The 13,738-nt window shown below is 50.5% G+C and carries 13 protein-coding genes; 6 read left to right on the top strand and 7 right to left on the bottom strand.

All coding sequences use genetic code 11. The features are described 5' to 3' along the window. Nucleotides 1–85: 85 nt before the first annotated feature. Nucleotides 86–952 carry a class II fructose-1,6-bisphosphate aldolase gene (gene fba, locus DWY25_RS09570; protein WP_006058291.1) on the bottom strand — a complete coding sequence of 289 codons (867 nt, stop codon included), beginning with the start codon at nt 950–952 and terminating at the stop codon, nt 86–88. A 436-nt stretch (nt 953–1,388) separates the two neighbouring features. On the opposite strand from fba, the gene DWY25_RS09565 reads away from it, so the two are divergent. The 3 genes from DWY25_RS09565 (at nt 1,389) to DWY25_RS09555 (ending at nt 4,267) form a co-directional block, all read left to right on the top strand. Then, on the top strand, nt 1,389–1,673 hold the full coding sequence (locus tag DWY25_RS09565) for a hypothetical protein (RefSeq protein ID WP_117895044.1): 285 nt from the start codon (nt 1,389–1,391) through the stop codon (nt 1,671–1,673). Between the two features lie 119 nt (nt 1,674–1,792). Further along, nucleotides 1,793–3,415 carry a DUF885 family protein gene (locus DWY25_RS09560; RefSeq protein ID WP_117895043.1) on the top strand — a complete coding sequence of 541 codons (1,623 nt, stop codon included), beginning with the start codon at nt 1,793–1,795 and terminating at the stop codon, nt 3,413–3,415. A gap of 15 nt (nt 3,416–3,430) precedes the next feature. Continuing rightward, the gene (locus DWY25_RS09555; protein WP_181981773.1) at nt 3,431–4,267 is read left to right on the top strand and encodes an HAD hydrolase family protein; all 837 of its coding nucleotides are present in this window, start codon (nt 3,431–3,433) and stop codon (nt 4,265–4,267) included. Nucleotides 4,268–4,557: 290 nt separating this feature from the next. Here the strand turns inward: DWY25_RS09555 and DWY25_RS09550 are convergent, their stop codons facing one another. After that, nucleotides 4,558–4,746 (bottom strand): hypothetical protein, encoded by a 189-nt coding sequence (locus tag DWY25_RS09550; RefSeq protein ID WP_117895041.1) that lies wholly within the window; start codon nt 4,744–4,746, stop codon nt 4,558–4,560. A 409-nt stretch (nt 4,747–5,155) separates the two neighbouring features. Between DWY25_RS09550 and DWY25_RS09545 the strand changes: the two genes are divergently transcribed. Together DWY25_RS09545 and DWY25_RS09540 are read left to right on the top strand one after the other, a co-directional pair. After that, on the top strand, nt 5,156–5,365 hold the full coding sequence (locus tag DWY25_RS09545; RefSeq protein WP_117895040.1) for a cold-shock protein: 210 nt from the start codon (nt 5,156–5,158) through the stop codon (nt 5,363–5,365). Nucleotides 5,366–5,558: 193 nt separating this feature from the next. Further along, a complete protein-coding gene (locus DWY25_RS09540; RefSeq protein ID WP_006058391.1) occupies nt 5,559–7,043 on the top strand; it encodes a DUF1846 domain-containing protein in 1,485 nt (494 codons plus the stop codon). A 243-nt stretch (nt 7,044–7,286) separates the two neighbouring features. On the opposite strand, the gene DWY25_RS09535 is transcribed toward DWY25_RS09540, so the two are convergent. The 4 genes from DWY25_RS09535 to DWY25_RS09520 form a co-directional block, all read right to left on the bottom strand. Further along, nucleotides 7,287–7,925 carry an HAD family hydrolase gene (locus DWY25_RS09535; RefSeq protein WP_006058392.1) on the bottom strand — a complete coding sequence of 213 codons (639 nt, stop codon included), beginning with the start codon at nt 7,923–7,925 and terminating at the stop codon, nt 7,287–7,289. 114 nt (nt 7,926–8,039) lie between these two features. Next, nucleotides 8,040–8,399, bottom strand: coding sequence for a DNA-directed RNA polymerase subunit delta (gene rpoE, locus DWY25_RS09530; protein ID WP_244925957.1), 360 nt, complete (start codon nt 8,397–8,399; stop codon nt 8,040–8,042). 17 nt (nt 8,400–8,416) lie between these two features. Continuing rightward, the gene (argS, locus tag DWY25_RS09525; protein ID WP_117895038.1) at nt 8,417–10,063 is read right to left on the bottom strand and encodes an arginine--tRNA ligase; all 1,647 of its coding nucleotides are present in this window, start codon (nt 10,061–10,063) and stop codon (nt 8,417–8,419) included. Next, on the bottom strand, nt 10,060–10,455 hold the full coding sequence (locus DWY25_RS09520; RefSeq protein ID WP_006058395.1) for a YwiB family protein: 396 nt from the start codon (nt 10,453–10,455) through the stop codon (nt 10,060–10,062). The genes argS and DWY25_RS09520 overlap by 4 nt, the downstream gene beginning before the upstream one ends. Nucleotides 10,456–10,573: 118 nt before the next feature. On the opposite strand from DWY25_RS09520, the gene DWY25_RS09515 reads away from it, so the two are divergent. Then, complete coding sequence (locus DWY25_RS09515) at nt 10,574–12,460, top strand: transglycosylase domain-containing protein (RefSeq protein WP_117895037.1); 1,887 nt, start codon at nt 10,574–10,576, stop codon at nt 12,458–12,460. A 205-nt stretch (nt 12,461–12,665) separates the two neighbouring features. On the opposite strand, the gene DWY25_RS09510 is transcribed toward DWY25_RS09515, so the two are convergent. Beyond that, entirely contained in the window at nt 12,666–13,502 is an 837-nt protein-coding gene (locus DWY25_RS09510) for a hypothetical protein (protein WP_117895036.1), read from the bottom strand. Nucleotides 13,503–13,738: the final 236 nt, after the last annotated feature.

The raw sequence follows: 13,738 nt of genomic DNA, 5'->3' as shown, positions 1-13,738 counted from the left end.
CTTATTATAAGCTGTATGAGATCAGAAAAAAAAGAAAACCCGCAGATTTCTCCGCCGGTTTTCAAGAATATCAGATTTTAAACGATTACGCCTTGTTAGCGGAACCAAACTGGTTCATCATTTCGATGACCTTCTTGGTGATCGCATCTGCGCCTGGTTTCAGCAGTTTGCGCGGATCATAGCCCTTGCCGGCCAGATCTTTGCCTTCTTCAATGTACTTCCGGGTTGCGGCCGCAAAGACCAGCTGCAGTTCGGTATTGACATTAATCTTGGAAACGCCCAGGGAGATTGCCTTAGCCACCTGATCCGCCGGGATACCGCTGCCGCCGTGCAGAACTAACGGTTTGCCATTGGTCGAAGCCTGGATTTCAGCCAGACGATCAAAGTTCAGACCCTGCCAGTCAGCCGGATATTTGCCGTGGATGTTGCCGATGCCGGCTGCCAGGAAATCAACGCCCAGCGCCGCGATGTTCGCGCATTCCTGCGGATCCGCTAATTCACCCATGCTGGCAACGCCGTCTTCTTCGCCGCCGATGCCGCCGACTTCACATTCAACGGAAATGCCCTTCGAATGAGCCAGTTCCAGAATTTCTTTCGACTTCGCGACATTTTCCTCGAAATCGTAATGCGAACCGTCAAACATGACAGAAGTGAATCCCGCTTCAATGCAGGCCTTGGCTCCTTCAAATGAACCATGATCCAGATGCAGCGCAACAGGTACGGTGATGCCCATCGAGTCATGGATTTCTCTAACCATGGCAACGACATTCTTAAATCCAGCCATATACTTGCCTGCGCCTTCCGAAACACCTAACATGACTGGTGACTTGGCTTCTTCAGCTGCGGCCAGGATGGATTTAATCCATTCCATGTTATTGATGTTGAATGCGCCTACTGCATAATGACCTTCATGAGCTTTTTCGATCATTTCTTTTGCGGAAACTAATGCCATAAATGTATCCTCCTATTTTCTACGCCCTTATTCTACTCCATTTTTCATAATTTGAGAAGTCCGCAACCGTGCTTTTATGGTTAAAAAGCAGACATCCCGAACAATCGTCAGATTTCGGTCGAAATGCGGATATGCTGCCTCGCGAAAAAATTCTAAGAAAGTACAAAATGAAACCTTACTAAGATAAACGCCATGAAAAAATCAAATTACTTTCAAAAAAAAGTGATAATTCTACCCATTTTTGGTTAACTTATGAAGAAATATTACCTTTTTTGTGTATAATAATATCGTTAGGGTGTAATATAAAGAGGGTTTATATATAAGGATTGCTTATTTCATGTTACCACCCGATTTAGTGAATTTTTTACTCAATTTCACTAAAAAAATGATTGTCATAAAAGAAATTGTTGGATATAATTCCAACCGGAGGAATAGTATGAATAAAAGTTCAGAAATTTACGACATCGCTTGGGATCTCGCTTCGATCGTAGACAACCTGGATGATTCCGTCCTTAATGTTATTCGCAAAGGGACGCAGGGTACAGATCCGAATGCTTCCGCGTCGCTGGAGCTGGCCTGCACAACGCTGAACAAGAACATCGAGCAGTTGAAAAGTCTGGTTGCATCCCTGGAGGACATCACTTTCAGTCTGGAGGAAGAACTGGAAAAAAGAGGACCGAACGAAATAGAGAACTCCTCGGCGCCGTCAAATTTATCGTAAACTTAAAAGAGCTGTCAGAGCTTCCTGCTTTGCGACAGTTCTTTTTTATTATCCGCGGAAGTGCTTGCCAACCGTTTTGAATTTCATTATAGTTATAGCCAAGTTAACAGGAGGATTCCATGATGCAATCACCGCAGGAAATTATGATCATCCGACAGCTGGACCGCGATTTGGCGCTGGCCGGCGACCGGCTGCACAGCCGCCAGATTTACCAACGCTCGCTTTGGATCCCGGACGAAGAACACCGTCAGACTCTGGCCACGACGTTGGACCAGCTCCGACGCCGTGTCGATCAGCTGACAGACGACAATGAAGTTTCTCACTTTTTCATTCACCATTTTCATGACGTTCTTGATTTTCTGACCTGGGAAGCGGAAGATTTCTGGATGCATCCGCAGGTTCATCTGGGGGAAATTCAGCACACTTTAAAACAACTGTGGTCCTCAGATCAGCGCCGCCGTGATCTGCGCCTTGCGATTCTTAGCGATCAATGGGCTGCACTGCCGGCTTGCCTGCAAGCCCTGGAACATCGGTTTCCGGAATTGGATGAAATGGATTTGCCAATTCTCTTATCCCGCAGCCAGGCTCTCCAACGCCAGGCTGAACAGATCATCCCTCAGCTGGACGCCCAGGCAACGGAACTCAAGCTCCGTCTGAATGAAGGCGTTCAAGCGCTGTCCCGCTGGATTGAACAGCTGCGCGAAGCCGGTGTGCATGAAGATCAGGAAATCAAAGGCGAGGATCAACGGCTGAACACCGATCCGGAAAGCTACCGGCGCACACTGGCGATGAAGCTGGGCGTGAAGCTGGACGATCTGCTTTCCTGGTATCAGGAGGAAATTGAAGCTACGCGCGCCAACGTCTTCGCGATTGCCAATCGGTTAAGCGAAACGCCGGTGACCACGATGACTCAGGTCCGGGCGCTGCTGGATGAAAAAGCCGGAGCCTGCGAAAGCGCCGAGGAAATGTTCCGCCGCGGCCATGAATATTTAGCTCGGGTCAAAGCGGTCAGCAAGCAGAAGCTATGGCATCCGATCGACGAGCTGTGCGATTTAACCGGAGTTCCGGAAGAACTGCGGGAATCCTTCCCCTGGGGCGGTTACATGGACGGCTGTCCGTACGAACGTCCGCTGCATGGCCGGATGTTCTTAAACGAAACCAACTACACCGCCGTCAGCGACGGCTGGATTAAGGTCAATACGATTCATGAAGCCTATTTCGGCCATCACATCCAGTTCTTGCGGGTGAACAGCGATCCGCTGCCGGAAACAATGCGCCGGGGTCCGAAGGCTGACCCGCTGATCGAAGGCACCGCTCACCGCAGCGAGCATGTTTATGAGTCGATCTTTGCGGAAGACCCTTACTTTCCACTGTTCACGGCTTACCGCCGGCATCATACGTCCGTGCGGATCCAGGCTGATCTGATGCTTCGGTGGGAAAACCGCACGATCGGCGAAGTGGTCGAGTTATACCAGCGGGAACTGGGTTTTGATGCGAAAACCGCGCGCGGCCAGGTTCTGGCTCAGGAAGAAATGTTCGGTTATTTCACCTGTTACTGCTACGGTTTGAAGAAGATCGAGCAGTTGGAGAAAGAGCTTGGCTTACCCGCGGATGAGATGACCCGGCGCTTATTTGAGGCGGGACAGATCAGCATGGAAAGCCTGCGGATTCTGCTGAACTGCAGCGATGAAGCTCGCTGGTCCATTCTGCATGATTATCCAAGCTTATACCGCTTTGCTTAGATGGCAGATAAAACGATGAACGATGAAAAAACAATAATCCGGGCCTTATTCTTTGATCTGGACGGAACGTTGTTAACCTCAGAGAAAACCTTGGCGCCTTCCACAAGGGAAGCGCTGCGCGCTTGCCGGGAGAAAGGCATTTCATTATTTATTGCCACGGCCCGGACTCCGCTGCTGGAAACAATGCTCGGCTGGACGGAAATAGAACTGGGCTTCTTCGACGGAGGAATCTATTGCAACGGCGCCTGTGAAAAGCTGCATGGTCAGACGCGATACGCTTTTTTGCCCGCAGCGGTGGTCGCTGGCTGTGTCAAAGCCGTTGAAAGTTTTCCCGGGCTGCACCTGGCGCTGCAGTTGAAGGATGAACTCCATGCCTTCAATTGTCCATTAGCCAACTTTGCTTATCCGTTATGGGGCATTGATCCCCAACTCAGTGTTCCGCTGAATCCCAACGTCTTCAATCAAACGGTAAAAATTCTGATTTACTTTGAAAATCTTGTCGATTCCGTCACGGATCTTCCTTCATCACTGGTTAACCTCTGCCAAACAATTTGCATGGATCAGGCAAACGTCTATCTGACTGATCAAGGCAAGGTGCTGCAAATCACAAATAGCCAGACAAGCAAATTCAAAAGCATTGACCACTTACGCCGTCAGTTGAATCTGAAGCCGGAAGAAATCGCGGTGTTCGGCGATGACTGGAACGATCTGGAAATGTTGACCGGATTCCCCAACGGCGTCGTCATGGGAAATGCCGATCGGGAATTGCGCTGTCAGATCCGTTACCAAACACAAAGCAACGATGAAGATGGGATCGCCTATGCATTGCACACACTCTTGGGACTGATCTGATCCTGAATTTATACGAAGTATTCTATACTTTTTCTATTCCACGGGAAATTAAGTGTCCTCAGTGGGGGTATGTCCGCTGATCAGAACTGAAAAATGATTTGATTAAAAGCCGTCTGAATTCAGAATGAACTCAGGATTGAAAGGTTAAACAGAATCCTGTTTCTTTTCTCCCGCTCCCCATTGAATCGATACTGAAAGATTGAAAAACAGGAAAATAACGATATGCCCTTGAAATAACTCAAGAATGGCATATACTATAAGCGTAGGGACGCTTGAGAAAGCGATACCCGTCAGACACTATCTCTTATTCGAGAAGTGGTGGACAGATAAGTGCCGGTTTGCTTGGGAATGCGCTGCGGCACTTTTTTTCTGAGTTCTATAATTTTTAAGATGCAGTCCAGGCTGGTTGTCAGAAGCTGGGCAATCGCCAGAATGCACCTTATCGTTAAAGAAGACAAAAGTTCCATGAAAAATTTCATAGAAAGCCCCTCCTTTCCAGAGCTGAGAAAACAAGCTCGAAAAACAAATGAATCAAAAGAATGATCCATCCAGGACGGGCAACCGCCTTATCAAAGACCCTACATCTTTAATATTGCGCAAAATTCAAAAAAGCCTCCTGAGAAAATGGAAAAAGTAAAATTACTTTTGAATTTTACTAAAACTTGACAGAATAAATCCATTATTGACAAGAGGATGACCCTCAAAAAAATATTTTTTTATTTGTTTGACATCAGGCTAAAACCTGTTATACTGAAGAAGTAATATTAAGCAATAGCTATGATCGCGTAACGGGATTGTAATTATCACTCAATGTACAAAAATCCCTGAAGTTATGCGATTTTTTATACCTTGAGTAGCTTCTTATTTCCACTAAAGGAGGTACTTAAAATGAGTACAGGAAAAGTAAAATGGTTTAACGGCGACAAGGGCTACGGATTCATCACGGATGATCAGGGCCAGGGCGATATCTTCGTTCATTTCTCAGGCATCAACGGTAGTGGCTATAAGTCATTAGAAGAGGGCCAGAAGGTTTCCTTCGAAGTTGAAAATGATGCTCGCAGCAACAAGTCCCGCGCTGTTAACGTCACAGTTCTCTAAAAAACTGAAAAACCCGAAAGGGTTTTTTTCTATGTTCTCACTGACAGTCTCGTCAGTTTTCCAGTCCTGCCTGCCCCTCAGATCGTCCTGTTTTGAAGGCTTCGCAGAACCTTCCTATTTTACCATTTCTTCAATGGCATTCTCGATCTCTTTCTGATATAATATGAAATTGAGTTTTTAAGGGGTATAGACTATGAAAAGACTGGCTTTCGACAACGAAAAATACGTGCAGATGCAGTCTGCCAAAATCAAAGAACGGATCAAACAGTTTGACAACAAGCTTTATCTGGAGTTCGGCGGCAAGCTTTTTGACGACTATCATGCCTCCCGCGTACTCCCGGGATTCCAGCCGGACAGTAAAATTAAAATGTTAATGGAACTGCGGGATTCCGTTGAAATCGTCATCGTCATCAACGCGACCGATATTGAAAAGAATAAAGTCCGCAGCGACTTGGGCATCACCTACGATCTGGATGTTCTGCGTCTGATCGACGCTTTCCGCAGCATCGATCTGTATGTCGGTAGCGTCGTCATCGCGCAGTATGCCGGGCAGATCACCGCGGATCAGTTTAAGAAAAAGCTGGAAAATCTGGGCATCAACGTCGTTCTGCATTATCCGATTCCCGGTTATCCAAGCAACGTGTCCTACATCGTTTCCGATGAAGGGTATGGTAAAAACGAATACATCGAAACCACCCGCGAACTGATCGTCGTCACTGCCCCGGGACCGGGCAGCGGCAAGATGGCAACCTGTCTGTCGCAGCTGTATCATGATTACAAGCGCGGCATCAAAGCGGGCTACGCAAAATTTGAAACCTTTCCGATCTGGAATCTGTCGTTAAAGCATCCGGTCAATCTGGCCTATGAAGCGGCGACGGCGGATCTCAACGACGTCAACATGATCGACCCGTTCCACCTTGAAGCGTACGGCGAAACTGCGGTGAACTACAACCGCGATGTGGAGGTATTCCCGGTCTTGAATACTTTATTTGAAAAGATTGCGGGCGTATCCCCGTACAAATCGCCGACGGACATGGGCGTGAATATGGTCGGCAACTGCATCATCGATGATGAAGCGGCGTGCCGGGCCAGCGAGGATGAAATTCTGCGCCGGTACTATCAGGCGCTGTGCGATTATCGCCGCGATATGGCGACCGAGGAGTCCGTTCAGAAAATCGAACTGATCATGAATCAGGCCGGGATTGTGAAGGAAGACCGCAAGGTTGTCACCGCCGCCTTAAACAAAGCGGCGGAAACCGAAGCACCTGCCGTCGCCATTGAATTAAACGACGGTCGGATCATCACCGGGAAAACCTCCGATCTGTTAGGCGCTTCCAGCGCCGCGCTGTTAAACGCGTTAAAGGAAATCGGCGGCATCAACGACAACATCCCGCTGATCTCCCCCAATGTCATCGAACCGATCCAGAAGCTGAAGGTCCAGCATCTCGGCAATCATAACCCAAGATTACATACCGACGAGATTCTGATCGCCCTGGCGATTGCCGCGACGAACAATCCGGTATCCCATCTGGCCATGCAGCAGCTGAAAAAGCTGAAAGACTGCGAAGTCCATTCCACCGTACTGCTTTCGGAAGTTGATTCGTCAACCTTCAAAAAGCTGGGCATGAATCTGACCTGCGAGCCGGTTTATCAGAAGAAAAGATTGTATCACCGGTGAGCCGTAAGCGTAAATCTGATCTGATCAAGGAGATTCCGATCTCCTTTTTTTTATTGTTCTGACATTCTTTGCGGCCATTCCTGGTATAATGTCAAAGCTGTTTTGCTTTTTGAGGAAAAAAGAAGGCATCACATTTCATTATCATGGCTTTTTAGCCTATCGAAAAGTGAAGCTTTCTAATAGGCTATCAATAAAAAAGCATCATTTCCCGGGAAATAAGGAGATGACGCAAAATTTGTTTATTTAACCTAAAATCAGCGGTATTGCTTCCAGAATATTGGACACGACCGGCTTGCCGGAAGTGACAAGAAGCCTGCGGCTTTGATGACCGCGATCAATCAGAATACAGTCCCAGCCCAGCGCTTCCGCAACCTCCGCATCATGCAGGGAATCCCCGATCATGATCATTTCCCGGTCCGGCTGCGGATTTTTCCTCAGCCACGCCTGCGCGGCGCTTAGCTTCTCCTTGGCATAGATATCGGATATTCCGATCAGATCGCTGAACCATTCCGTACAGCCGCATTGTTCTGTCTGCATGCGCAGATGATCCTGGCGGGAAGCGGACAGAATCAGCGACGGCACACCCTGTTCCCGCAGCTGCTTGATCCCCGGCTCAGCGTCCGCGAACAGCCCGCAGCGCACTGCCCGTTCATGATACCCGCGCATATATTCCTCCGATAACGCCTCAAAACTTTCCCGTTCCAGGTCAAAACCGACCCGGCGGTAATAATCGATCACCGGAAACGTGAACACATTCTGGTATTGATCCACGCTTTCCAGCGCCGGCAGATTCCTTTGACGAAGCATCGCGTTGACCGTTTCAATACAGACTTCCACATCATCCAATAACGTTCCATTCCAATCCCAGACTACTGTTTTCATTGGCTTCACCTTTCCTTCATCATGACTTAAGCCCACTATTCCTTGATCCTCCGATTCTCTGGGTCAGACTTGGCTTTCCCAAACGAAAAGGCAGACTGCGCTGCCCTTTCTCCATCAGAAGCTTTCTTCGTTTGTTTCTTCAAACGGAACTTTTTCCACTTCCGCCTCTTCCTCGAAGCTGTCCAGTTCGTCCAGCTCGTCGTTATTGTCGTCCTCGAGAACGATCGCACTGGTATCAAAGTGCGTTTCGTTATACGTATGCCGCGACCGCAGATCCCATTTGTTGTTGCCCAGGGAAGTAAAGCGGTTGTCCAGCATCATCGATGTGTAGAACGAGGCAATTTTCCGTTCCGCTACATTTTCGGAATAACCCATGATTTGAGAAACCTCATCCCACAGCTTGTTGAAGGTGACGCTGTTTTTCTTTTTGCTTAACAGTTGATAAGCAACATCAGTCATTGAACGATTTGACACTTTGAAACAGTCCTTTCTTACATTTTTTCAGGGGCGCTGACGCCGATCAGCGTCAGTGCGTTGCGCAGGGTCATTTCAGAAGCCTTCACCAGCGCCAGACGTTGAGCGCTTAATTCCAGGTTCGTCCGGTCCAGGACTTTGCAGTCCGCATAGAACGTGTGGAACAGCTGCGCCAAACGGGTGATATAATTGCACATTTTGTGCGGCTGGCGGGTTTTGGCGGCATCGGCGACCGTAGAAGCAAATTCATTGATATGCTTAAGCAGATCCAGTTCTTTTTCGTGCGTGATCAGTTCGTAATGATCCGCAAGCGGGATATCCGCTCCCGAGCGCAGAATCGAACACATCCGCGCGTGAGCGTACTGAGCATAGTAGACCGGGTTTTCGTTAGTCTGCTTCTTCGCCATGTCGATATCGAAATCCATGTGCGTATCCGCAGCGCGGGAAACGAAGAAGTACCGGACGGCATCAACGCCCGCTTCCTCGACCAGATCTTTTAAGGCAACGGCCTTGCCGGTCCGTTTGGACATCTTAAATTCTTCGCCGTCTTTCACCATCCGGGCCATCTGGATAATGTCCACTTCCAGATCGTCTTTATTTTTACCCAGCGACTGCACCGCCGCCTTCAGCCGGGCAATGTAGCCATGATGATCGGCACCGAAGAAATCGATCAGCTTATCATAGCCACGGTCAAACTTGTCGACATGGTACGCGATATCCGGCGTCAGATACGTATAGCTGCCGTCGCTCTTGACGAGCACGCGGTCCTTATCATCGCCGAAATCGGTTGTGCGCAGCCACAGGGCGCCTTCGCTTTCATACGTCATGCCCTGGGCTTTCAGCGTGTTCAGCGCTTTGTCCACCATGCCGCGGTCATAAATACTCTGTTCACTGGTCCAGACATCAAACTCAACGCCGAAGGCCGCCAGATCGGCTTTCAGCTTCGCCAGCTCGGCCTGCAGTCCCTGTTGGCGGAAAAAGGAATAAGTTTCTGCTTTATCCTTATGCGCCAGGTCTTCGCCGTATTCCTGTTTGAGGTCCTGCGCGATTTTAATCAGGTCCGGACCGTGGTAGCCGTCTTCCGGCACCTCCGCCTCCACGCCGCACGCCTGCAGGTAACGCGCCTGCAGCGACAACGCCATGTTGCGGATCTGATTGCCCGCGTCATTCACATAGTATTCGCGCGTCACGTTATAGCCCGCAAATTTCATCAGCCGCGTGACAGAATCGCCCATCGCCGCTCCCCGGGCATGGCCCGGATGCAGATCCCCGGTCGGATTCGCCGAAACATATTCAACGTCGACCTTCAGTCCCTGGCCTGCGTCGGAACGTCCGTAGTTTTCATTTTCCTGCAGCACGACGCCGATCACCGACGCCAGACTTGCGCTTTCCATAAAGAAATTGATAAAACCCGGACCCGCGATTTCACATTTAGCGACTGAACCCTGCTTCAGATCCAGATGATCGATCAGCTGCTGCGCGATCATCCGCGGATTCTGCCGCAGCTGCTTTGTCAGCCGCATCGCCGCATTCGTCGAGTAATCGCCGTGGATCTTTTCCTTTGGAATTTCGATGACGACGTCGCCGCTTTCCCAATCCAGGTCAAAAGCCTGTTTCACTGCATTTATAATGCAGGTTTTGAGGTTTGTTTCAATTTGATTCACGCTTCTGCCTCCTTAAAAAACCATTCGATCTGGAAGCGGTCGGACGGCTGTCCCGGCTCGCCGATTTCATACGCGACGCGCCAACAGTCCTCCGTTTGTTCCAGAAGAGTCGTAAGATTGCCGATTTCAAAAACACCGAACTCCGTTTGAATGCGGGAGACGGATCGTTGATGAAGCACCAGGAACATCGTGGTTACCGCTTCACCTTGACGTTGGATCGTTATGCTTTGACTTTGTATTTCAACCCGGACCGGACACCGGTCAGGCCCGGTCTCGGTATAAAAAAGCTGATTCCCGCCGGCGACCTCGCATGCGCATTCGCACAGGCATTCGGTCTGCCCGGTATTCAGATCGGTTCGTACAACGCGAACTTGTTTTGGTTTTGAAATCATGTTTCTTTTTCCTTTATTCCCTATGATTATAACGGTTGTTGAATAGTTGTCAATAGTCAATTTCAATAAGTTTAAAATTCTTTCTACGGGCCACAATAAACCTACGAGGTGATGGACGATGAAAAAACTGATCACGGCCGGATGCGTCCTGACATTGTGCGGATTACTGGCGCTTTTGGGCTTCTACGGCTACGCTTATTTGTCGTATGTCCCGCTGCTGGGACAGGACAGCCGGATCCGTCTTTATAATAACCAGGGCGGTTTAATTTATGAATCGACCTATCAGAAAAACAGCGAATGGATAAATTTGGAGGAGGTTCCGCAGACGATGATCGACGCGGTGATCTCGATTGAGGACCGGCGTTTTTATCAACATTACGGTCTGGATCCAATCCGGATTGCCAAAGCGGTGCTGGTCAATGCTGAAAACGGCGATATCGTGGAAGGCGGTTCGACGATCACCCAGCAGCTGGCGCGCAATCTGTTTCTGACGCTCGACCAGACCTGGTCGCGGAAGTTTCAGGAGGCGGTGTACGCCGCGAAGCTGGAAATGCATTTCTCCAAGGATCAGATTCTGGAAACCTACCTGAACACCATCTATTACGGGCATGGCGTCTACGGCATCCAGAAGGCCGCCGCGTTTTTCTTCGGCAAGGAGCTGGACGACTGCACCTTAGGCGAAATGGCGATGCTGGCGGGAATTCCCAACGGGCCCTCTTTATTCTCCCCTTTTATTTCGATGGACAACGCCCGTTCGCGGCAGGCCGTCGTCTTGCAGGCGATGGTCGACAATGAGAAGCTTTCCCAGAGTGAAGCCGACAGTGCAAAAGCACAGCCGGTGCTGCTGGCGGACTTTTCCACCCAGAAAATCATGGGCTCCAGCGGGTATTATAAGGACGCCGTGCTGGCGCAGCTGAAAGAGATGGGCTTCCTCGATCAGGAAACGCTGGAAAAGGGGCTGAACGTCTATACCTATCTGGATCCGGAAATGCAGACGATTTTGCAGGATGCCGTCGACGATCACATGCCGGATACCGATCAACAAATCGCCGGATTAATCCTGGAGCCGTTCACCTTCAACGTCCTGGCGATGGTCGGCGGCCGGGATTACACAACCTCGCAATACAACCGCGCGCTGCATTCCACCCGACAGGTCGGCTCGACGATCAAGCCGCTGCTTTACTACATCGCTCTGCAGCAGGGGTTATCCCCCTCCTCGACCTTTCTTTCCACCGCGACCCAGTTTCAGATCTCCCAAAGCGTGTTTTATGCCCCGACCAATTACCGCAACGTGTATCCGGAAAAGGAAATCTCAATGATCAACGCGATCGGCGTGTCGGATAATATCTACGCCGTGAAAACGCATTTGTTTCTGGGCATGGATTTGTTGGCGGACGGTCTGGCCGCCTTCGGCATCGAATCCGAGGAAGCCACGGCCGCGATGGCTTTAGGCGCGACGCATTTTCCGCTGATCGACCTGGCGAAAATTTACAACACGTTCGCCTCGGAGGGGCTGGTGGATGAACCGTCGATGATCCGGTTAGTCACCGATAACGCCGGCAACATCCTCTATCAACGCCAGGAAAATCCAAAACAACTGCTGCACCGCGATGAAACGCTGATGCTATCCCAGCTGCTGCGGGCGCCGTTTGATATCAAAAATCTGCAGGTGATGACGCCTTCCCTGTTGGGCTACGAGCCCTATACAACGACGGCCGCAAAGTCCGGATCCAGCGACTGGGACAGCCTGATCGCCGGGTATAATCCGCAGATGACCGTCGTGCTGTGGAGCGGGTATGATGAAAATGAAAAGCTGGAAACCAACGAGGAACGGCGGGTGCCGAAACAGATCTGGAAGCAGATCTTCAACACCGTCTATCCTCAGGATTCCCCCGGTCCCTGGTACACGCTCAGCCCCCAGCTGGAGGAACGGCGCGTGGATCCGATCAGCGGTCAGCCCAATCCGGCCGGTTCGCTCTACTGGTTCCGCCGCACCGATCCGTAAGTTTGACGCAAAGCTTTTCCAGACGCTTGGTCAGCTCGCCCTGTAAAAGCCAGACAACAGAAAGAAAAAGAAAGACCGAAAGGCGAGGGAGCGAACCTTCCGGTTTCATTTCACATAGACTGGGGCAGGAGGTACAACGATGATCCGAGGACTATGTACCGCGCTGGCCGGAGCACTGACGCTTTTCGCTCTGTTGGCAGCCGGCTTATGGCCGCCGCTGCTGTGGGCAAATGCCAGCGCCGGTCTGGCCTGTTTGACGTGCCAAATGGCGCTGCTTGTCTTTTTGATGCGTAAACATGAATAACCGGCGGCGCCAGCGAACAACATCCACCGTGGGTTCCGGGCACAGAGTGATGCCCAGCGCCGCCAGCTGCCGGGCCAGCTGATCCCGCAGATATTCAGGATCCGCGGCCTGCGGCGAGGGAATCGGCATACTGATCCAGGCCTGAGCCTTCCGGCTGACAAACCGCAGGCCGCCGGCATCGATCAGGGGGCCGAGCTTCTTGGCCAGCTGGTCCCAATGATGAATTTGAGCGATCACTTCGCCACGCCGTTCCACATCCAACAGCTTCGCCGTCATGACCTGTGCTTCCAGCCGGTTCCGCTGAACCAGCGGATCGATCTGACAGCGCAGCACACCGATTTTGATGCTTCCTTCTTCGAGTTCCCATTCGATCCGGCATGCGCCCTCCCTGCATCGGCCGGACTTTTTCTGTTTCCAGACCGTTTTTTCCTCCTCCAAGGTTAGCGCGTTTGCGGCGCTCTCCAACTGACCGCTCCGGCAGCCCCATTGCCACATCAGGCGGTTGGCAAAGCGCAGCACCAGCGGCATCACGGCGGGATCGCCGCTGGTTAAGCCGCCCAGAAACAGCTGTTTTTCCTGCTTGCTGACAACGCCGGCGACGCATACCCCATGCGCTTCCACCTGGAAACACCGCCGGGAAGCCGCCGGAAAGGCAGGATCCAGAAACCGCGGATCTATCCGTCCATACACTTCCGCCGCTGTCCGGTATTCCTTTTCTGCCAACCATTTCCATCGCATTGCCCATTCCCCCTTTTTTTCACGACTGTCAATTTAATTAGACATTTTATGACAGCGAAAAAACGAAAGAAAAAGCCCGGTTTCCAGAAAATTTCCGGATTCTCAGGGCTGTCAGGGAAAGTCTACTTTTTGCGTTTGAGCCGCATGCATTAAAAACCACGCTGATCAATAGCCGTATTATATCATTATTTCCAATCTTTGGGAGGCTCTCTGGTAAGAATTTCCGCAAGTTTATT

Origin of the sequence: Holdemania filiformis (assembly GCF_003459085.1) — a bacterium.
Classification (GTDB): domain Bacteria; phylum Bacillota_I; class Bacilli_A; order Erysipelotrichales; family Erysipelotrichaceae; genus Holdemania; species Holdemania filiformis.
Note: the sequence above shows the minus strand (reverse complement) of the source record. Positions and strands in the feature narration are given on the sequence as shown.

What these genes read in the sequence shown, in the direction of transcription:
- fba (WP_006058291.1), bottom strand. Translation starts at nt 952, where the DNA reads ATGGCATTAGTTTCCGCAAAAGAAATGATCGAAAAAGCTCATGAAGGT.
- DWY25_RS09565 (WP_117895044.1), top strand. Translation starts at nt 1,389, where the DNA reads ATGAATAAAAGTTCAGAAATTTACGACATCGCTTGGGATCTCGCTTCG.
- DWY25_RS09560 (WP_117895043.1), top strand. Translation starts at nt 1,793, where the DNA reads ATGATGCAATCACCGCAGGAAATTATGATCATCCGACAGCTGGACCGC.
- DWY25_RS09555 (WP_181981773.1), top strand. Translation starts at nt 3,431, where the DNA reads ATGAACGATGAAAAAACAATAATCCGGGCCTTATTCTTTGATCTGGAC.
- DWY25_RS09550 (WP_117895041.1), bottom strand. Translation starts at nt 4,746, where the DNA reads ATGAAATTTTTCATGGAACTTTTGTCTTCTTTAACGATAAGGTGCATT.
- DWY25_RS09545 (WP_117895040.1), top strand. Translation starts at nt 5,156, where the DNA reads ATGAGTACAGGAAAAGTAAAATGGTTTAACGGCGACAAGGGCTACGGA.
- DWY25_RS09540 (WP_006058391.1), top strand. Translation starts at nt 5,559, where the DNA reads ATGAAAAGACTGGCTTTCGACAACGAAAAATACGTGCAGATGCAGTCT.
- DWY25_RS09535 (WP_006058392.1), bottom strand. Translation starts at nt 7,925, where the DNA reads ATGAAAACAGTAGTCTGGGATTGGAATGGAACGTTATTGGATGATGTG.
- DWY25_RS09520 (WP_006058395.1), bottom strand. Translation starts at nt 10,455, where the DNA reads ATGATTTCAAAACCAAAACAAGTTCGCGTTGTACGAACCGATCTGAAT.
- DWY25_RS09515 (WP_117895037.1), top strand. Translation starts at nt 10,574, where the DNA reads ATGAAAAAACTGATCACGGCCGGATGCGTCCTGACATTGTGCGGATTA.
- DWY25_RS09510 (WP_117895036.1), bottom strand. Translation starts at nt 13,502, where the DNA reads ATGCGATGGAAATGGTTGGCAGAAAAGGAATACCGGACAGCGGCGGAA.